The organism is Candidatus Nucleicultrix amoebiphila FS5, assembly GCF_002117145.1.
Classification (GTDB): Bacteria; Pseudomonadota; Alphaproteobacteria; order Caedimonadales; family Nucleicultricaceae; genus Nucleicultrix; species Nucleicultrix amoebiphila.
Map to the genome: position 1 here is coordinate 1341180 of NZ_CP008743.1, position 18992 is coordinate 1360171.

General features: G+C 35.0%; 19 protein-coding genes. 1 reads left to right on the plus strand and 18 read right to left on the minus strand.

All coding sequences use genetic code 11. From position 1 onward, the window contains the following. Positions 1–4: 4 nt before the first annotated feature. The 16 genes from GQ61_RS06635 to GQ61_RS06710 all read right to left on the minus strand — a co-directional run bounded on the left by GQ61_RS06635 (position 5) and on the right by GQ61_RS06710 (position 17477). Positions 5–1072 (minus strand): hypothetical protein, encoded by a 1068-nt coding sequence (locus GQ61_RS06635; RefSeq protein WP_085784573.1) that lies wholly within the window; start codon positions 1070–1072, stop codon positions 5–7. Next, complete coding sequence (locus GQ61_RS06640) at positions 1073–2071, minus strand: Gfo/Idh/MocA family protein (RefSeq protein ID WP_085784574.1); 999 nt, start codon at positions 2069–2071, stop codon at positions 1073–1075. Further along, positions 2068–2778 (minus strand): acylneuraminate cytidylyltransferase family protein, encoded by a 711-nt coding sequence (locus tag GQ61_RS06645; protein WP_085784575.1) that lies wholly within the window; start codon positions 2776–2778, stop codon positions 2068–2070. Before GQ61_RS06645 ends, GQ61_RS06640 begins: the two co-directional genes overlap by 4 nt. 11 nt (positions 2779–2789) lie before the next feature. Continuing rightward, positions 2790–4067: a hypothetical protein gene (locus tag GQ61_RS06650; protein ID WP_157111166.1), complete on the minus strand. Its 1278-nt coding sequence runs from the start codon at positions 4065–4067 to the stop codon at positions 2790–2792. Between the two features lies 1 nt (position 4068). Further along, positions 4069–4728 (minus strand): class I SAM-dependent DNA methyltransferase, encoded by a 660-nt coding sequence (locus GQ61_RS06655; protein WP_085784577.1) that lies wholly within the window; start codon positions 4726–4728, stop codon positions 4069–4071. Continuing rightward, entirely contained in the window at positions 4718–6028 is a 1311-nt protein-coding gene (locus GQ61_RS06660; RefSeq protein WP_157111167.1) for an N-acetyl sugar amidotransferase, read from the minus strand. Before GQ61_RS06660 ends, GQ61_RS06655 begins: the two co-directional genes overlap by 11 nt. Positions 6029–6104: 76 nt before the next feature. Further along, the gene (gene neuC, locus GQ61_RS06665) at positions 6105–7274 is read right to left on the minus strand and encodes a UDP-N-acetylglucosamine 2-epimerase (protein ID WP_085784579.1); all 1170 of its coding nucleotides are present in this window, start codon (positions 7272–7274) and stop codon (positions 6105–6107) included. Between the two features lie 2 nt (positions 7275–7276). Continuing rightward, positions 7277–8311, minus strand: a complete 1035-nt coding sequence (locus GQ61_RS06670) for a nucleotidyltransferase family protein (RefSeq protein ID WP_085784580.1) — start codon at positions 8309–8311, stop codon at positions 7277–7279. A 3-nt stretch (positions 8312–8314) separates the two neighbouring features. Beyond that, positions 8315–8917 carry an LbetaH domain-containing protein gene (locus GQ61_RS06675; RefSeq protein ID WP_198157300.1) on the minus strand — a complete coding sequence of 201 codons (603 nt, stop codon included), beginning with the start codon at positions 8915–8917 and terminating at the stop codon, positions 8315–8317. 9 nt (positions 8918–8926) lie between these two features. Beyond that, positions 8927–10009 (minus strand): N-acetylneuraminate synthase, encoded by a 1083-nt coding sequence (gene neuB / locus GQ61_RS06680; RefSeq protein WP_085784581.1) that lies wholly within the window; start codon positions 10007–10009, stop codon positions 8927–8929. An 8-nt stretch (positions 10010–10017) separates the two neighbouring features. Next, positions 10018–11169: an aminotransferase class I/II-fold pyridoxal phosphate-dependent enzyme gene (locus GQ61_RS06685; RefSeq protein WP_085784582.1), complete on the minus strand. Its 1152-nt coding sequence runs from the start codon at positions 11167–11169 to the stop codon at positions 10018–10020. Then, positions 11166–12149 carry an NAD-dependent epimerase/dehydratase family protein gene (locus GQ61_RS06690; RefSeq protein WP_085784583.1) on the minus strand — a complete coding sequence of 328 codons (984 nt, stop codon included), beginning with the start codon at positions 12147–12149 and terminating at the stop codon, positions 11166–11168. The genes GQ61_RS06685 and GQ61_RS06690 overlap by 4 nt, the downstream gene beginning before the upstream one ends. 11 nt (positions 12150–12160) lie before the next feature. After that, on the minus strand, positions 12161–13555 hold the full coding sequence (locus tag GQ61_RS06695; protein ID WP_085784584.1) for a nucleotide sugar dehydrogenase: 1395 nt from the start codon (positions 13553–13555) through the stop codon (positions 12161–12163). A gap of 36 nt (positions 13556–13591) precedes the next feature. Beyond that, on the minus strand, positions 13592–14707 hold the full coding sequence (locus GQ61_RS06700; protein ID WP_085784585.1) for a putative sugar O-methyltransferase: 1116 nt from the start codon (positions 14705–14707) through the stop codon (positions 13592–13594). Positions 14708–14775: 68 nt separating this feature from the next. Next, complete coding sequence (locus tag GQ61_RS06705; RefSeq protein WP_085784586.1) at positions 14776–16530, minus strand: ABC transporter ATP-binding protein; 1755 nt, start codon at positions 16528–16530, stop codon at positions 14776–14778. A gap of 317 nt (positions 16531–16847) precedes the next feature. Next, the gene (locus tag GQ61_RS06710; protein ID WP_085784587.1) at positions 16848–17477 is read right to left on the minus strand and encodes a hypothetical protein; all 630 of its coding nucleotides are present in this window, start codon (positions 17475–17477) and stop codon (positions 16848–16850) included. Positions 17478–17785: 308 nt separating this feature from the next. On the opposite strand from GQ61_RS06710, the gene GQ61_RS06715 reads away from it, so the two are divergent. Further along, complete coding sequence (locus tag GQ61_RS06715) at positions 17786–18073, plus strand: hypothetical protein (protein WP_085784588.1); 288 nt, start codon at positions 17786–17788, stop codon at positions 18071–18073. A 96-nt stretch (positions 18074–18169) separates the two neighbouring features. On the opposite strand, the gene GQ61_RS06720 is transcribed toward GQ61_RS06715, so the two are convergent. Together GQ61_RS06720 and GQ61_RS06725 are read right to left on the minus strand one after the other, a co-directional pair. Further along, on the minus strand, positions 18170–18610 hold the full coding sequence (locus tag GQ61_RS06720; RefSeq protein WP_085784589.1) for a host attachment protein: 441 nt from the start codon (positions 18608–18610) through the stop codon (positions 18170–18172). Between the two features lie 51 nt (positions 18611–18661). Next, positions 18662–18970: a SemiSWEET family sugar transporter gene (locus tag GQ61_RS06725; protein ID WP_085784590.1), complete on the minus strand. Its 309-nt coding sequence runs from the start codon at positions 18968–18970 to the stop codon at positions 18662–18664. Positions 18971–18992: the final 22 nt, after the last annotated feature.

The window sequence follows — 18992 nt, forward strand, 5'->3', positions numbered from 1 at the left end:
TTATTTAACTATTCAAGCAATTAATAATTTTTTCAGTCGCATTTTGATAGCAATCAAGTGAGAAAGATTCTTTATTGCTCGGGGAATGAAACAATAGATCGAGATCTTTAACAGAAGAAATTTCTGTTATACCTTTTCCTTTTAATGGAAAGAAACTTAACCCTCCTGAGTGACGTTGATGAAACTCTCTCATTTCATCATATAACAGTAAAACAACAACATCTGGAGTATCTTGTTGAAGAATTTTTTTTAAGAGCAAAATGTCAAAAGCAAAGCTTGAATAGCAAGTTACCATCTTTTCTGCATTTAATGTGAATGCTTCTTTGTTTACCCCTAATGATTCTGAATAAAAATTAATTCTTAGCAGATCAATATTATTATGTTCTTTTGGAGATTCAGCGGGGTGAGGGATATAAAAAAGTTTTCTTTTCTCTTTTCCAGCCTTATCTGACACAATTTCTAAAGTTCTTTTATAGGACTCTAAATGCCAAAGCGGTTGTCCAACAAACACCCAATATTTATCTGTTAAGTTTTTAGAGTTTTGGAGCTGTTGATATATCTCCTCCTTGCAATATTGATCATAGTATTCATATTTCATCGCACCAGCTATCGTTATCGCAGACGAGGATTTTTCTGAAGTAATTTGCGCAGCTAAAGAATCCAACACGAATAAATGATCCGCTTGCATTTCTATAGAATAGTTCAGATGTCCCCAATAGTCTTGGTAGCTAAATGTTTTTATATGCCCTTTACATAATGAAAGGGCAGCTTCATCAACTCCTATACCAATACCTGATATCCCCGTCATAAGAATATCTGGTTTGAAATCTTCAATACATTGCTTGGCTTTATGTGCAATATTTTCAGTTGTTTGAATATTATAAATAAGGGATAAGCCTTTTTTAACACCGCTCTCCTTAACAGTATTTCTCTTACTCATCAAACTGCAGGAGGGCCCTGATAAAATAACACCTACGTTAAATAAGTCATGCAACCTTGTATTATTATAAAGAGGGATTAAATTAACACCAGAGCCATAATCCTGGGACGTTAAAAGAAGGTTTTTTTTCATTTAAACTTGAATAAGCTTACCTTCAGCAGAAGATTGTCGAATTGCATCAATAATCTCAACAACTCTTTTGCCCTCTATATACTTTGGGCCACTGACTTTGCCTGGTTCTTTTAGTTGTTTAAGAAAATAATCTAATTCATTGATGTACATTTGATTGTAATCTGCTCCCTCCATTACAACCTCTCTTTTGTTATCAGTATGCTCTAAGATTATTTTACGCGTGTGAATATCCCACAATAATGTTCCCTTCTCTCCCGTTACTTGATAGAATTCTCTCCAAGGTCTTGTAAACAGATCAATGTGGATTGAAACTTTTATGTTAGACTTCATGTTAAAAATAAATTCCCCAAAGTCATCTGTTTCAATTTCCAAATCACTATGTTTTTTAGTAATGCCAAAAACAGAAGAAAAATCTCCAAAAAACCACTGGGTCATATCGTAAAGATGACTTTGATCTAATAATGTTCCTCCCCCAAGAACCTTCTTAGCCATATAAAAGGTGCGATAGTCTTCATGTGGATGCCAATCAGGAAGATAAGTTGACATTTCAGCACGTGCGTACAAAGGCTTGCCAACAATTCCTTCTTTAATGAGTTGATGAAATTTATTTGCTACTGGATCAAACCTGAAACAATAGGCTGTAAAAATAAAAATATTTTTTTCACGCGCCTTTTTCTCTAGTTGTTCAGAATGACTTGCATCAATGCCAAGAGGTTTTTCAATCATCATATGACATCCATGAGTCACTAATGCAAAAGCATCCTCATAGTGCATCGAAGTAGGTGTTGCAATAATTGCACCAGTGTATTGGTTAGATTTTAAGGCATCATCTCTCGAATTAAATATATTTTCTTGTGCTACTCCAAGATTAATAATTTCTCTCTGTCTTTCTAATTTTGGCTCCACAACAAAAACCTGTTGCTTTGAGTCAATTGCTGACAATAAATTTTTGATGTGTCTTTTTCCAATACTACCACCACCTAGAACAAGTATTTTCATTTTTTTACTCCTATAATATTTTTTAAATACATTTCAGCAAGTCTCCAATCCATTTCTGTATCTATGTTTACAGAACGTTCTTTGGGCATTACCATTGAAATTGTGCTTTCATCAAAAAATGTTTTTCTTTCTAAAAACCAAGATGTTTTGACAACGTAAAGAGCACCATTAATTTCATATGGAATAGGGAGATCTTGAGACCGAGAATTATTCAAATCCTTTAAGCTTATCCCATAAGGAGATTCGAGCCTACCATTTGAATTTCGCATAAATAGCATTAAGTGACTTTTGTCAACTTCACTAACACTGATGACACTATCGGCATTTTCATTAAGAGATAATGCAATGGCCGAATCTATGTCTTCACTGGATCTAAAAGGAGAAGTGGGCTGGAGTAAAACCAACCAATCATACTTCATGTTCATAGACTTTAAAGCATGTTCTGCTACATCATATGAAGTGCTATGGTCATCTGACAAGGATGAAGGCCTCAGAAATGGCACTTCACAATTTTCACTTTTAGCGATCTCTATTGCCTTTGGGTCATCACTTGATAAAATTAATTTGGAGATATATTTAGATTTTTGAGCAGCTCTTATAGTCCATGAGATTAAGGGTAGACCTCCTAGATCACGAGTGTTTTTACCTGGCAATCTCTTCGAGCCTGCTCTTGCTGTAATGAGAGCTAAGATTTTAGAGTCATTCATCTTTGAGCTTCCTAAAAAGTTAAAACTTTACAAACAGATTGCCCACAAGAAGTAACAGCACCAACGCCGATAGATTCTATTGAAGACCATCTTGGAGAGTAATAAGACCATGAGGTTTCTGATTCAATAGTTACGTTGTCTCTGTAATAAATATCTCCTTTTTCCTTGATGGCGAGGAATAAATCATTTGTAAATAAAGGTTGATTAGAATGTATAGTTAAAAGCTCATCTTGATATTCTAGTTCTATAGATAATTTACTGTTCTCTTCAATATTCAGATAATTTTTTGCTGCATCTAATGCGTTAGTGTATTGCCACTCAACATCTGGAAAATCCTTGCTTATTGAATTTATAAGATTCCAAGCATATTCAATTTCTGGTCTTATGTCCCTTCTATCATGATTGGTATACGCAAGAACGGCAACACCAGTTTCACGAGCTTGATGAAAAGCGTTTTTAACTTCGTGATCGTCAAGGACACATCCTGGCGTCTTAACATCAAGACATCTAAAAATACTCCTCTTCATTTGACCAGGTCTTCTGTAATCATAAAATGAAGGATGGTAAGCTCCCCATTGAGTAGGAGAATGTCTCCAGTCACTTTGACATCCAGGAGAAAACTGTGAAAATTTATTATTTTGATTGGAATAATCAAACGGAATAAAACGTTCTAGCCAATAGTTAAGGTCATTACGTTCAATGACACCACCAGATCTAAAAAGAAACGGAAACCATTTTCTTTCTATAATTTTGCGAGACAAAACTTGTTCATGAAAATCATTGTTTGTCCAGCAAGTGTTATAATGAAGGGCATTATGAGTAGGAGGAACAGTGTGGAAATGCCAACCAAAAACATCGTTAAAAAATCGATCTTTTAGAATATGTTGATATTGATCCCAAACAGTATGAAATCCAATCGCTTTTCTTCGAGGGTTATCTTTATAGCCAACAACATCAATTATAAACCAAGAGTAAGTATATAAACTACCATCTGACCCAGAGTGGTCTAAGCGATATTTATGGTCAGTTGCTTTTAAGATCATGTCTTCAACCGCTTGCCATGTGGATAAATATGCTAATCGAGATGGTGATAAATATTCAGCTATTTCATTTTCAGACCCCCCTAGATCAATTTCTTTGTTTTGAAGCGCTTTTAGAGTTAGTAAAGAGGGAGGAAGATCAATTTTTCTTTCTTTGCGAAGACGTTCGAAAGTTGCTTCTAGAGTTTCTTCCAGAGGACCTTCAGTATCAACACAATGCACTACATATAAAAGGGGTTTTAAGCGCAATTTATTGCTCATTTCTACAAAAAACTATTAAGTCTCTCGCTTGAGTTGAAATATCAAAATGCTGCGGATTTGATTCAGTAGGGCTAATTTCATGATAATGAACTAAGAAATCTGTAATAATAAAGTGCTTGCTGACAAGGTTTAAAAAATCGTTTTCATTCGAAATAATATCACGAAAAAACACATTGGTATCTTTAATAGAAATTGAAATAGCAAGGAGCCCATCGCTTTTAAGCACATGCTTCAAATTACCAAGACACTGATCCAAAGAATCTAACAACCAAGTGAGAACTCCAAAACAAATAACGTAATCAAAAGAGCCTTTTTGAAAGTCTAAACCTTTCACTAAATCTCCTTGATATAGTTTTAACTGTTTTCCATATTTTTCTTTTCCTTTATTGACGGCGCTAGCGCTGATATCTACGCCAGTACAATCAATATCAAGTTTACTAAGGGCATTAACAAACACTCCATAACCAGCTCCTACATCCAAAACAGATGGGCTATCCATCAAACAAGCTCTGTGTAATGCAAGCTGAAATTTTGGACTCTCTAAGTTAAACTGATCAGGATAAACACATTCTAAATTTTTGTAAGCACCTTCAAAATCTCGTATTACTTTTCTTTTTTGAATATCAAAAATGTATTCATTATGCTTCATAAATAGTCTTTCTTAATTTCCAATTTTGTCCATCGTGCATCCATAGGTGATCTGAACGAAACTTATTTGTTAGAGTTTCAAAATAAGCTCTGTCCATAATAGGTTGATCAAACATTTTAGCGGCAACAGGAAACTCTTTGGGGGGCAAACTTAGATAAGAAAGAATCTCATCAAAAAATCTTTCTGGAAATTCACCATCATAACGTTTAACTAAGGCAATTCCTTCTTCTCGAGTAATATCACCTGAACGAATTTCTTGAGCCGCATCATATGAAGCACGACCAATACCAAATTTAATATAAGTAGTAAAATAATGAAGGTCATCAATTTTATCATCTATACTATTATATTTGCTATAAGTGCCAGGTGTTCTTTCTGGAGCAGCTTGAAAGTTGCTGTTTTCAATAGAGTAATAATAACAGCTTTGAGGATGCCAATTTAGATAATAACCTAAATAATGAACCTCAATATTTTTTCTCTCTAAATCTTCGGTCTTCATTGGAAGATAGGGAGTTAAATCAGCTTTACTTATACCGTATTTTTTTTGTAAATCTGATATACTCACACCTCCAAGATATAACTCGTCTTGAGGCTGTGAAAAATAACTTCTGTCACGTAATGCTGTTTTAGTGTCAGCAATGGGATTGCCATATTCTGCTTCATTTTCTCCATAAAACACAAGAGGAATATCGAAGAGGGCTGCCATTTTTGGGGCATATGCTTTTTGGCCAATAATAAACGGTTGAAAGGGGTGGAAAAGATTTTCCACTGCTAGCCGAGTTAGCAAACGATGTATTTGCCCGTTGGGCGTGCATAAATAATTATCAAATCCTGCATGTACCCAGGATTGGAAATTCTTCCAACCCCAATCTGTATACATGTGTGGTGCCCATGTAACTGTCAAAGGATGCATTCCATACTTATGTTTAAGTATGTGCGCTGCATAAAAACTATCTTTACCTCCTGAACCTGGGACCAAACAATCATATTCTCCATTGTTTTTTCTAAATCTATTACAAAGTTCAATGAGACTCTTTTCTCTTATTTCCCAGTCAATAGTATTTTTTTTCTGTTCAGCTAGCAAACAAGCATCACATAGGCCATTTTCATTAAAACCTATGGTTTTTTTTACGCTAAAAGAGTTATGTTGATATTCAACACAAGAGTTTGGGCGCTGATTTGAAATAACACAATTTGTGCAAAATTGAATTTCGGAAGGAAGGCCATATTTTGGCTGAAAAATACGCTTAGAAGGTGCGTATTTGTTTGCATCAATGTTCAAAACTGCTGACTTTTCCACTATTCACATTCCTTTAAAAAAATAAATTTTACTCGAAGAACTGGTGTTATTGAGGAGAAAACAATATTTTTTGAAATCATGACAAAACTTTATCCAAATCATAAAAGATTTTAAATTTACTTTTTGAAAAATCCCACTCCAATAATTTTTCTGTTATTTTTTGCGCAGTATTTCCTTCTCCATAGGGATGTTTATCGTGTTTAATAGAGGATAGAAAGTCTTGAGACAGACATTTTTTTATTGCTTGATAAATATCTTCTGTTCGAAAATCAACGTCAAGGATGGATGAAGTTCTAACTCTTCCACTTTGTCGCGTTCCTAAATTAACAGTAGGTATACCTAAAATTGGAGCTTCTATAATAGCGCTTGATGAATTTCCAATAACTGCAGATGAAAGTTTTAAAGCGGGGAGATATAATTCTCCTAAGTTTTCAATAAAATGAACAGATTGTTCTAAATTTGTGGAACGTAACATCTCATTAATACATCTTCCAGAAGGATCTGCATTGGAAGATGTCCAGAGAACTTGATAGTCGGGAAAGCGTTTTAAAGCATCCAATAAGCAAATTAATTGAACCTTAATGTCAACTTTCCCCATGGTTTCTGGATGAAATGTCACCAAAAAATATTTTTCATTAAGAGACAAATTTAAAAGCTTTTCTAGATCAACAAGAGTAATGTCTTGAATGTTTTGAATATTCTCTACAGCTAACGCGCCTACATTAAAAACAGCAGATGGTTGTTCTCCCATCTGAATGACACGTCTTTTATACTCATCAGTTGCAGTCAAATGAAGAGCAGACATTTTAGTAATAGAGTGTCTTATGGCATCATCGAAAGCACCGTGAGTGAGTTCACCTCCATGAATATGAGCTATAGGAATTTTCAATATGTGACAGGATATAGAAAAGCTCATTAACTCAAAACGATCACCTAAAACGACACAAACATCTGGAGAAAGTCGCGTTAAAATCTCTGAGAATTGAATCATCCCTAGCCCCATGGAAGCAACAGTAGCATTCGGAGTATCTGTAGATAAAATCATAGGAACTTTTTCAGTAATTTCGAAACCATCACTCTTTATTATTTCCCAGGTATCGCCAAATTCCTTGCTTAGATGCATTCCAGATACGACAATCTGCAAATGTAATTTAGGATTCTCTTTAATAGACTTTAATAATGGGCGAAGCAAAAAATAATCAGAGCGTGCAGCTGTAAAAACACAAATTTTCTTTTTTGTGATCATTACTATTTATATATCCCTCTAACTTTTTCAAGGTCGCGAATATTTCCTATATCATGCCATTCTTCATAAATAGGGAAAGCAAGGACTCTGTATTTTTTATCAATTAATCGATTAATAAGACATGTCATATCAATCTTTTCTTCAATACGAATCTCGTTTAAGCATTTTGGGTTAACCACGTAAATACCACAATTAACATGATAATTTAAAACAGGTTTCTCTTCGAGTGAATCAACCTTCACCTCAGTGTAATTTACTACACCATATGGTACACGAAACGTAATGTGTTGTATGCCTATCGTCACATCTGCCTTTTCATCACTATGAAACGCTAACAACTGTTTGAAATTAATAGAAGTAACCAAATCTCCATTTAAAACAATCAAGTCTTTGTTGGGAGACTTTAAAAGATGAAGAGATCCCGCGGTGCCCAACTTTTGATCTTCTTTTAAATAAGAAATCTCTACACCCCATTTTTTACCTTCACCAAAATAATTTTCTATCATCTCTCCTAAGTAGTTGACGGACAAATAGAATTTTCCAAACCCTTGATCTATTAATTGCAACAGAAGTCTTTCAATAATGGGGCAGCCATTGATATCAACAAGAGGTTTTGGGAGATTTTCTGTTAAAGGCCGCAGTCTAATACCATCGCCTCCAGCCATAATAATAACAGGATTATCTTTAGGTAAAACTTTTGAAAAATCTTCTTTTGAGTAAACGCCTTTAATTTTTCTTTTTTCATCAACAATTGGTACGTATTTTATGTCTAAATTGGAAATTTTCTTTAGTACTTCATCTTCTAATGTGTGCGCGAAAGCAGTAATTGGTTTTGGATTCATTACTGTTATGACTGAATCCGTCAGGTTTACAAATTTTAGGAGACCTCGTCTAATATCACCATCTGTGACCGTTCCTAGCAAAACATTGCTTTCGTCTACCACAAGGACAATTTGAGCATTGTTTTTTTCGAATAAATTCATGGCATCCTTTATACTGTGGAAGCTTTGAACAACTAAGCTTTGCCAATTTTTCATTTTCTACTCTTTATTCCAGATTGATCCGGCTTTTACAAAAACGCCTTCAGGGACACGGGTGTTTTGTATAATCACTGCATTAGATCCAATATAAGCATTGCTACCAATGTGTGCTCCTCCTAGAATGACTGCAGAAGGAGCAACATGAACTCCTTCTTCAATAACCACATCATGTTCGATAACTGCATTTGTGTTCACGACTGCACCAAATCCAATGTGCGAAAAAGCATTAACCATAGCTCCAGCAAAAACTTGACAACCGTCATCTATTTTGGAACGTGCACTGATCGATGACCGTGAATGAGTAATAATTGGAAGAGTACCCCCCATATTATTGTAAAGTTTCATCAATTCTAATCGTTTCTTTAAAGCTTCAGAGGTGCCACCTAAAAAACTTATAATAACTTGAGGATTTTTAGATAATTCCTTTTCAAGATCTTCTTGACTAATTTTTGCAATTCCCAAAGATTCAAGCCAATCTGCCTTCAATGGATCGAGGTATCTTATCAATTTACTGTCGACGCTTTCTAAGCTTTCATAAAGAGATTTGGCGTGTCCTCCAACACCAATCAAAAATGTCGAAATATTAGGATCAAAAACTCTCATTTGCATATCCTAAAGAGGATCACCTTTGCGGTAGTCTTTTTTTGCAGGGGTATTTACTATATCCCAATAAGCGTTTGGCTCTAAGTTTCCATTATATGGGCGAAGAACCTGAATATCACCTGGAGAAATTCTTTGATCTTTTGTAATGTTATTATTTGCATACAGGGCTTTTCGAACGAGTCTTGCAGTTTCAATTTCGTTACCTACAGGCTGCTTTATTCCATCACCCAAAGCGTTTTCTACTTCACGAATTTGAGTGATCATTTCTTTTAATTCTTTTGGCATTAATGATGCTTTATGATCAGGGCCAACAAAATCACGATTCAAAGTAAAATGTTTTTCAATTATGGCTGCACCCATTGCAACTGCAGCTATTGCAATGTGATAGCCGAGCGTATGATCAGAAAAACCCACTGAAGCGTTAAATTGAGACTTAAGTGTTTTTAGAGTGTTGAGATTAACCAAATTTGATGGAGTGGGATATTCACTCGTACACTGTAAAATATAAACTTTTGCGTTGATTATAGACTGTGCTTCTTTCGTTGCGAAGAAGTTCATCATGGATGAAAAATTAATAGGCTCTTGATTGGGATAAAAATATCCCCAGGCCAGAACAGACAATGCTTTCTTTATTTCCTCAAAAGTTGCCATGCCGGTTGAAATAATTATTTTCTTTTGACTCTTGGCTGCTTTGAAAAGTAGAGGACCATTTGTTAAGTCACCAGAAGAAATTTTGATCATATCGACGTCTAAATTGATCAAAAGATCCAATGATTCAAAATCGAAAGGTGTGGATAGAAAAGGGATCTTTCTACTATCACAATAATCTTTTAATATATGAAATTGTTCTGCTGAGAATTCTAAATTTTTTAACATATTAAACTGACTATCGACTTTTCCAAGATTTCTTACTTGGTAATCGGACATAGGAGCATCAGCCGTAGAAAGCAATTCAGTTTTAAAAGTTTGAAATTTTACATAGTCTGCTTTTGCGTCTGAAGCAACATCAATCATCTCTTTAGCAAGATTTATATCGCCATTATGATTAACCCCACATTCAGCAATGATGATTGTTTTTGATTTATTTTCCATTAATCTTTTTACAATTTTTTTAATGTAGCATGTATAGAATTAGCTACTTTCTCAAGTTCTATTTTTGTAATATTTGTTGAACAGGGAAGGACTAAAATTCGATCCCAAATATTATTAGCTACGTTCACTGTTGAACGAAAACAACTTTGATAGGGTTTTTGTAAATGTATTGGTTTCCAAAATAATTTAGCTTCAATATCGTTTTCTTGCAGAGATTCTAAACATTTTATCATATCGCCTTTAGGACGATCTCTAAAGTAAACCCCTGACAGCCAATAGGCACTTTTTCTTCCTTCAGGCGCTGGGAAGGCAGAAAGACCATCAATATTTTTAAAAGCTTCACAATAAAAATTACGAATACTTTCTTTTATTGCTAGAAAAGATTCTAATTGCTCAACTTGTCCACAACCAAGTGCAGCTTGAACGTTTGTTAACCTATAGTTAAAACCAACTTCATCATGATTATAGCCCCCATCTATACGTGCGGTTGTTGAAATATGCTTTGTTTTTTTAAGCAACAAGGGATTATTGCTTATAATTGCACCACCACCACCACATGTAACGGTTTTATTGCCATTGAATGAAAATGTTGTAAGAGTAGCTCCATGATGTCCAATAGCTTGGTTCTTGATAGTAGACCCCATAGCTGCTGCAGCATCGGCTACAACAGCTAAACTATAATAATTGGCAATCTTTGTAATTTTCTCCATATCAGGCGGCAATCCTAAACCATAAACAGGCAGTATTGCAGTAACTCTTTTCCCTGATGCTTTATGAATAGTTTTATTGTTTATTTGTTCTGTTTCATTTTGTAGAACTTCTTGCAAAACAGCAGGGTCTAAATTCCAATCCTGTTCTGAAACATCTAAAATCCATGGTTCAGCACCACAATGTGCAACAGCATTAGCCGTAGCTATAAAAGTAAAAGAAGGAAGAATAACTAAATCACCATGTTGTACGCCAATAGCATGCAGAGCTAAGTGTAGTGCGGCAGTTCCTGAAGAGACAGCAACACACCCAAGACTTTCAGATTTTTTGGTAATTAATTCTTCAAATTTATTGACGTAAGGTCCTACTGATGAGACATAATTTGTCTCAATGCAGTCTAATAGGTATTTTTTTTCATTACCAGACAGATTGGGTATAGCTGTAGGGATCATTTATGACTACTGCTCTTGAAATGATGATTGATATACCATTCATAGGTTCTTTTTAAGCCCTCTTCTAAAGAAAAGCGGGGAGAATAAGATGATAATTTGCAAATTTTGTCATTTGCCGGCGCTCGCCTTATGGGAGAGCCAGGAGTTGCGGGGAGTGCTTTAATTGTTACATTTTTATTAGTGATATTTAAAATCAATTGTGCTAAGTCGCCTATTGTTACTTCTGGTTGGCTTACTCCTAGATTAAGAGTTATATTTTTAATATCTATCTTTAAAAGACCTACCAAAAATCCAATAGCATCATCGATGTAGCAAAAAGTTCTTTTGTGTTCTACAGAATAAACCTCAAGTGGTTCTTGAGAATTTAAATATACTGCTTTTTGCAAAAGTTGGGAAATCACATGAGAAAATCCCATGCGTGGCCCATAAACGTTATGAGGACGTATAATAATAAAAGGCACTGCAGAATGATGACACAGTGCTTCACCATAAATTTTAGATAACATATAACTTGTTCTAGGTTGATCCAGGTCGGGTAATGATAAAGGGGTGCCTTCATCAGTAGGAAAGGGCAGACCATAATGCTGTAAAGTTCCTGCATAGACTTCGCTAGTTGATGTGTAGAAAAATTTTTGCAATGCCTGCTGATTCGAAGCAATAGCGAGAGCTACTTCAGTCATTGCATAGTTTTTTTTCAAAACTAAAGAGGCGTTATTAATGACATTTTGTACGCCTAGCATAGCTGCCAAATGAAAAATGACATCATAATCTCTAGAAACGGTTGTTACTGTTTTGAAATCCGTTATATCTGTCTCTATATAAGAACAGCGACTATGAGAGATAATCTTTAACGCTTCTTCGTCCAAATTTTTATAAGGTTTAACATCTAGAATATCGACCACGTTCTCTTCTGAGCTTAATAATTTATGAGCAAGATGTAACCCGATAAATCCAACGCCACCAATAATCAATATTTTCATGCTAGTCTTTTTTAGTTCAAAGAACCCTTGCCAATTGCAAAGATTTTATGGTTGTCTTGCTTTAATTTTCTCATCATTTCAGATGATAAAACATTGTTAGCGTCGAAGATTAAAGGTCGATGGTTTTTTAACCATTCTCTAAAATCAAAATTTGCGTAAATTTGATGAGGAAGTGCAAAAACTACAGCACTTATATCGTGAAGATCTATCTTATTAAGATCACTTTCAATAGTTATGCCTAGTTCTGGCCAAAATGAAACCAATGGGTCATGACAGATCACCTTTCCCGATTGTTTTAGAACCTCTTTGCAGAATATCTCTGAAGGACTAAATCTGGTGTCAGCAACATCTTGCCGATAGCTTACTCCTAATAAAAGTATCTTATGATCTTTTAGATCTCCTAACAGTCTTGTTAAATGATCTAGACATCTTAAGGGCATTCGTTGATTTTGTTTGATTGCAAGCTCGCAGAAAGGAAAATGGAACTCATTTAAACCAAACAGTTCTTTAGCTGCAATGCTTGCAAAAAGTGGGTCTTTCGTGAGACAGTATCCACCTACACCAAACCCTGGCTGGCGAATGTTACTGTGCGTTGGTCTCATTCGGATACTCTTAATAATAGAATATAGATCAATATCCATCGATTCAGCAAAAGCTGCCCACTCTTCCATAAAAGCAATGTTCACTGCTCTATAACTGTTTTCTAAAACTTTAGCGATTTCGGAGCTCGTAATATTAGATAATTCGGTAAGGGGCCAATCTTGCGTATTTATTATCTTTTCCAAGAATGCCCGACAAGCATTAGAAGAATGCTCATTATATCCAGAAAAACATCGATAGTAATTAATAATGGAATCTAGGTAGTCTTTTCCCGGCATCACCCTCTCGTAAGAGTGAGCTAAAAGCAAATCATTTGGATTCAACCCACGGGCAAGAAAGCTTTTTGTAAAGATAGGGAAAACTATTTTTTCACAAGTGCCTGGCGGAACTGTTGTTTCTATGATCACAAGACATTCGGGTTTAATTCTGTCTGCAACTGATTTAAGGGCATCTTCAAAAGGTAAAAAGCTAAACTTTAGATTTTGATTTGACCTATCAAAATCTAAAGGTACATCAATGACAACAATATCTGCATCTTCATAGGCACTTTCATCGCTCGTTGCGGACAAATTGCCAGCCTGATGACATTCTTGAACGGCTCTTTTTAAACCCTCATCTAAAGTCTCAAACGGAAAAACCCCTTGATTAAGAGCTTTTATCCTTTTTTGTCCCTCGGCAGAAGGCAAATCAACTCCAACGACTTGGAAGAAGGAAGCGTTGTTCTGATCTTTTGCTAAAGCAACAGCTGTTGCCATTGCAGAGCCAACAAAACCAAGACCTTGAATGCAGACTTTTTGTTGATGCATTTGATTAACAATTTAATAAATATAAATTTCTCATCTTTAATCAGCTTTGGATTTTCTTTTAAAAATATGAGAGTTGTGGTCATTGGTTCGTAGCATATATTTAGTATAATATTTTTCTTTTAACTCATATTGATCTTTTAGATTCATGGTATAGATTTCTTCTTTTATGGGAGCCTTCGTACCTCCTTGCCCAGCATGCCATTCGCCCCAATAGTTGCCGTTTGGAAGGGCGTTTATATATATCCAGTTAGGCTTCATTTTTTTAACAAGAGAAAGATAATTAGACACAACTGGAATTTCCATTTCTTGAAAACTTGCACTATTCCAAAAATAATCAATAGGCACTGTGCTCCATTTTTCAATATGCCAGGTTGGTAAAAGAATAATTTTCCCTTTCCATTTACTTTTGTCAGAAACCTTTAATTTTATGCCTTCTTCGTAAGGAATGAATCTATCTTGGAAGCGTTTTTTTAAATATTGATTTGAAACGTATAGTTGCGGAGCGATATCAAATAGAATCATCGTTGAATGTGGAAAGGCTGTTGCAAAGAATTCAACGTTTCTTCCACACCCTGGCCCTATTTCACAGAAGAAATCACCATCTTTAAAATCAGATCTAATCATAGCGTCTATAAAAATGGTTGCGACATCTAAATGGTGCCTTGACCAATATTTTCCATCTACACTTATTGCTTCATCTGGATTGCCAATTAATGTCATGGAAAATTTTGAGATGTCCCATCCTTTTTTTAAGAAATTTTCTTTTGCATAAGGGTAGTAAGCATTAACAACTATTTCTGAATTTATTTGCTTTTCATAAAGCTTTCTTATTGGTTTTAGTATTTTTTCTAGAATAGACACTACATTTGGAACAAATCTCCATATCAATTTAGTTTTTTGTGCTGTTTGAAGAATTTGAGGCAAATTAACGATAGATAACAGATTAATATCCGTTGCTCCAAACGTCCCCATAACGCTAAATTTTCTTCTCCTAAAATCACGTAAGCCTTTTTTTCTAAGCTCAGGAAGAAAACTAGACATATACGTTTCCCAGTAATTAGTGGGTCTATACAATTCATCTGCTTTCTTCTGGTCTTGAATCATGCTGTCAAGAAGGTCTAGATCATCATCTAGTTGGATAATTTTAGTCATAGGAACACCTTGTTTTGTTATATCTGTCACATAAAATAGGAGAAGACTTCATTCTTAAGTCGCAAAGATTAGGATTTCAAGAGGTTTTGCTTGTGTGACGTTAGTACGGTCAAGGTTCCCTTATTAACCTCGAATAACCTGTCACAGTTTTTTAATGTAGAGAGTCTATGAGCAACCATAATGACAGTATGGTCATTACTTAGAAGGTTAATGGTATCAATGAGCTTACTTTCTGTCTTGTTATCCAAAGCTGATGTTGCTTCATCAAAAATTAAAACTTCCGGATTCCTATAAAGAGCTCTCGCTATAGCAATACGTTGACGCTCTCCACCAGAAAGACGAATGCCTCTCTCGCCTACAATTGTTTTTAATCCGTTTGGTAAACCGTCAATATATCTTCTTAACTGAGCATCATCAATTGCCCGATTTAAGCGTTCATAATCTATCTCTGTAGGGTTTAGTTCAAAGGAAATATTTGCCTCAATTGTATCATCTATCAAATATATTGATTGAGGCACGTAACCCACTACGCTATGCCATTGGCTTGAGTTCACTGGAAATTGATGATCAATCATAATTGAGCCGGTATGCGGTGTTAAGAGACCCAACAGTGTATCTATAAGAGTTGATTTACCCGATCCCGTTTCACCAATAATTCCAATCTTTTCACCTTTGTGGATTTCAAAATTTACTTCTTTAAGTGACTCTCTTTCCGTATTAAGATATTTAAAAGAAACGTCTTTAAAAGAAATAGATTCTTTAAAGTGAAATTGCGGAATATCAATGTAATGTCTTTTAAGAATTGATATGTGATATTCAGTATAGACTCTTTCAATAAAAAAAGCCGCGGATTTAAATAGGTTTAACTGAGAAAGGATACGATTAAGTCCTGGCATCAGACGAAATCCTACATACAGATAACCACTTAAAGTGCCCAAAAGCTGCATTGGACTTTCATGCTTTAAACACAAGTAAGACACAGTAATAACAAGCAGTCCAATAAATAAAGTTTCAACCAATAGACGAGGAAGTGCATTCGTGGCAGAATAGATGGCTTGTATTTTTGATTTCTTTAATGAATGTATTTCATATGCAGCAATGAATTCTCTTTGCTTGCCAGTTAAAACTATTTCTTTAAATGAATGAAAGAATTGCTGTAAGTGTTTGGTGCAAAATAATCCAGCTTCTTGTAGTTTTTGACCCCAATGATAAAATTGAGGAAGAATAAACTTGCTTGTTAAAGTTCCTAAAATAGCGCCAATAATAAAAATGAAAATCGCTAATGATGGATTGATATACACCACCATCATAATTAAAAATAAAAAGACGACCGTTTCAGAGAAAACCGTAGCCAGAGAAATCATGCCTGCAGAGAAAATATAATCAGCCTCACTTCCCACAAGTTGTATACCTTGAGATGAATTCCTAGTTAAATAAAAGCCATAGTCTGATTGTGCGTAACGATAGAGGATCCTGCTTTTAAAATTATAATTCATTTTTTGGATAGAAAAATTTTGATAAAATATTTCTGCGGCAGCAATAAAATTTTTGATCAAATATACAGCTCCACAACTGATAGCCATATATAGAACGACTTGACTTGGCGATAGGTGGGGTTCAAAACCCACTCTAGTCAAATATTTTTGTCCCACTTCAGTTTGATTGAGAGTTTGAGCAAAAATAATGACAACAGCAGCAGTAGTGATTTCTAATATAGACGTACATACTGCAAACCCAATAATCCCTATACATTTCCATTTCTCATCTCGAGTAAGAAGGGAGCTTAATTTTTTGATGGCAGAGAATATTGAAGGGGTGGTCAAGAAGTTTGGTTCCAATGCTACCGCAGTCTGGGTGAAAAGCACACAGACTGGATGGGTGATTAAAGGCCGGAGCAATATGCTCAAACTCGGCGACGTGTTCATGGTGAGAACTTAAGATGCTTACATTCTGAAGTCAATCATAAATATGATTTTTCTCTCTTATTGAGTCTTGCTTTGAAAGCAATAATATATTGAAATTGAGATGTATATTATTATTATTTTAAATAATATATTTAATAATCTGACATTTTTATCAATATATAAAAAATAAAAAACAATTTAATTACATTAAATGTATTTAATTTTTATTATATCAATCACACCAATCTCGTTAAAAACATGTATCTATTGAATATTGGATCTTTATGGATTCGGATCGCGATCGTCTTTTGAGATAAGATTTGATCAAAATGAACGGAATCTTTATACGGACTATGTCTTAATAGCCCTTGACTGACGTTTTTTGCATGAAAGAGAGGGCCGTGTATCAAAGCAATGCTACTCCTGACATTTTCCTTATCTTCTCTCGAAAAAGCTAAAGCCCCTTTTATCTCAAAATTTTGTTGAGTCTCTTGATAGCCATAACGCTCTTTGCCATCAAAACGGGGATATTGGCTCCAAATTATAGAATACGGCTCATGGGCATTAATCGGAGTTGGAAGTTCGAATCTACCGCCTGCAGAAGAACATTTGATAATATTGGGGCCAGGTAAAATCACTTCAATGCGCGCATCGCTCAAATCGCTTGGTAATTCTTCAATAATCACTTCTCTAATTATTTTTTTATCTTGGTGTCGTTCGGTCTCTTCAGTCCTGGTGGTAAGTAGGCCTCCCCCTATTTTTGGTGTGTCCACTTCTTTCTCGTATAAGCAGGTAGCAGAAACGTCAGAGTAGAAAACGAGAAGTCCCATCGAAAGCACTATGTGTTTTATATGAACTAATTGCATATGTCCCCTTGAGTCAAAAAAATGAAAAGCTATCCTCGTTCGTTCCAACGTGTCAATAACTTTTATGCAAAAAGAAATATACTAAAGTGTTAAGTTTAGAAACTTTTAATAGGAAAGAAGAACATTTAGAGAAAATTCCAACAATAAAGTCATACTGTAAAAATTAAGTCTCCTTAATATATTCCTATTGAAAAACGCCTGTTTATTAAACTGTTTTCCTTTTTTTGAGCGTCTTAAAATGACTGTAATACCAAGAAATAAAAACGACGACTGTAAGAAAGTACACCCTTAAACAAATGGAGGAAATAATGGCTGGTAGCACCGCAAGAATCAAAAATATCAGAAGGTTAAAAAGTCTGGCTGGAAAAAATCCTATAGCGAACGAAAATATCGTCCCCCATGCCTGGGGGAGAGCATTAACTCATAAAAGTCAGGAAGACAATTCACCCGAGCACATGATAGAAAGTTGCAATCGGTTTACGGGGCAAAATTATGTAACCAAGGTTGCCTTCGTTAAAGAAAGAAATATGCAGGGTTTTTTAAGATTTAATCCTCTTAGAGAGGAAACATCAGTAATATTTCTAAAAAGATTATGAGGATCGCTCTTGTTTGAGATTTGTTTTGCACGGAGCAAACCCCTTGGTCAGTCCCCCAAGGGGTTTGCGCGTGTTTCTTTCTCAAAATACTTTCACTTAATTCTTATGATGATTAAGGTTAAGGAGATGCTTTTCTATTTCATGCTCATTTTGGTGACAAAGGTTTTGAGACTTCCAAAATATTTTTACCTTAATATGTTGTCTGTTTACGTGCTTTCTCAATTTTCCCATGAGTTTTGGTTCTGCAAAAACGATTAAGGCGTCATAGGGCAAGCGGTGACATAATAATTTGAGCTCTTTAGAAATTTGTGTCGCAAAATCATTTTCTAAAGCCTCTTTAATCTTGGTGCGTGGATCAAGAAAATGACTTTGGGTGCTTGCTTTATGATAAAAATTATCCCGCGAAGTGTTATTGTTCCATATTTGACGAGAAGGAGCGGAGAATTCTTTGATTAAGGAGGTAATTTTCAGGCCTTTTATAGAATAAATTTTGGCATGATGGGCATCGGTTGTTAAAACTATTTTCTTAAACATCATTTCATTCCTCGTTTTTCATTCAAATGAGCAAAATAGATACTATAGAAAAAATTAAAGTATTTTATGGTCGACAAGTATTTTGAGTAAAACGACAAGTAGGGCACCAAAGCTGCCGGTAATATTGACGAAGATTAAGACTTTATTGCGCAAAATTATGCCGTAAAAAAGCCAACTTATGAGTGAAAAAAATGCAATCAAAAAGCCTGTTAAAGAAAGATCTTCCGCTGATCGTGTGTGATAAATTTTAATCGCTTGCAGATAAAATAAAAGTTGGCCGATGAGTCCGACGACCATCATATATTTCTCATAGAACATACGAAAATAGGGTCTCGTATACCAAGAAAAGTGAGATTTATTCATTCAATTCATGCTCCTGTGCAAA

Excerpts from the sequence above, each read along its gene's own strand:
- GQ61_RS06725 (WP_085784590.1), bottom strand. The coding sequence starts at position 18,970 with ATGAATAAATCTCACTTTTCTTGGTATACGAGACCCTATTTTCGTATG.
- GQ61_RS06720 (WP_085784589.1), bottom strand. The coding sequence starts at position 18,610 with ATGATGTTTAAGAAAATAGTTTTAACAACCGATGCCCATCATGCCAAA.
- GQ61_RS06635 (WP_085784573.1), bottom strand. The coding sequence starts at position 1,072 with ATGAAAAAAAACCTTCTTTTAACGTCCCAGGATTATGGCTCTGGTGTT.
- GQ61_RS06655 (WP_085784577.1), bottom strand. The coding sequence starts at position 4,728 with ATGAAGCATAATGAATACATTTTTGATATTCAAAAAAGAAAAGTAATA.
- GQ61_RS06690 (WP_085784583.1), bottom strand. The coding sequence starts at position 12,149 with ATGAAAATATTGATTATTGGTGGCGTTGGATTTATCGGGTTACATCTT.
- GQ61_RS06675 (WP_198157300.1), bottom strand. The coding sequence starts at position 8,917 with ATGAGAGTTTTTGATCCTAATATTTCGACATTTTTGATTGGTGTTGGA.
- GQ61_RS06670 (WP_085784580.1), bottom strand. The coding sequence starts at position 8,311 with ATGAAAAATTGGCAAAGCTTAGTTGTTCAAAGCTTCCACAGTATAAAG.
- neuB (WP_085784581.1), bottom strand. The coding sequence starts at position 10,009 with ATGGAAAATAAATCAAAAACAATCATCATTGCTGAATGTGGGGTTAAT.
- GQ61_RS06640 (WP_085784574.1), bottom strand. The coding sequence starts at position 2,071 with ATGAAAATACTTGTTCTAGGTGGTGGTAGTATTGGAAAAAGACACATC.
- neuC (WP_085784579.1), bottom strand. The coding sequence starts at position 7,274 with ATGATCACAAAAAAGAAAATTTGTGTTTTTACAGCTGCACGCTCTGAT.
- GQ61_RS06695 (WP_085784584.1), bottom strand. The coding sequence starts at position 13,555 with ATGCATCAACAAAAAGTCTGCATTCAAGGTCTTGGTTTTGTTGGCTCT.
- GQ61_RS06715 (WP_085784588.1), top strand. The coding sequence starts at position 17,786 with ATGGCTGGTAGCACCGCAAGAATCAAAAATATCAGAAGGTTAAAAAGT.
- GQ61_RS06645 (WP_085784575.1), bottom strand. The coding sequence starts at position 2,778 with ATGAATGACTCTAAAATCTTAGCTCTCATTACAGCAAGAGCAGGCTCG.
- GQ61_RS06710 (WP_085784587.1), bottom strand. The coding sequence starts at position 17,477 with ATGCAATTAGTTCATATAAAACACATAGTGCTTTCGATGGGACTTCTC.
- GQ61_RS06685 (WP_085784582.1), bottom strand. The coding sequence starts at position 11,169 with ATGATCCCTACAGCTATACCCAATCTGTCTGGTAATGAAAAAAAATAC.
- GQ61_RS06700 (WP_085784585.1), bottom strand. The coding sequence starts at position 14,707 with ATGACTAAAATTATCCAACTAGATGATGATCTAGACCTTCTTGACAGC.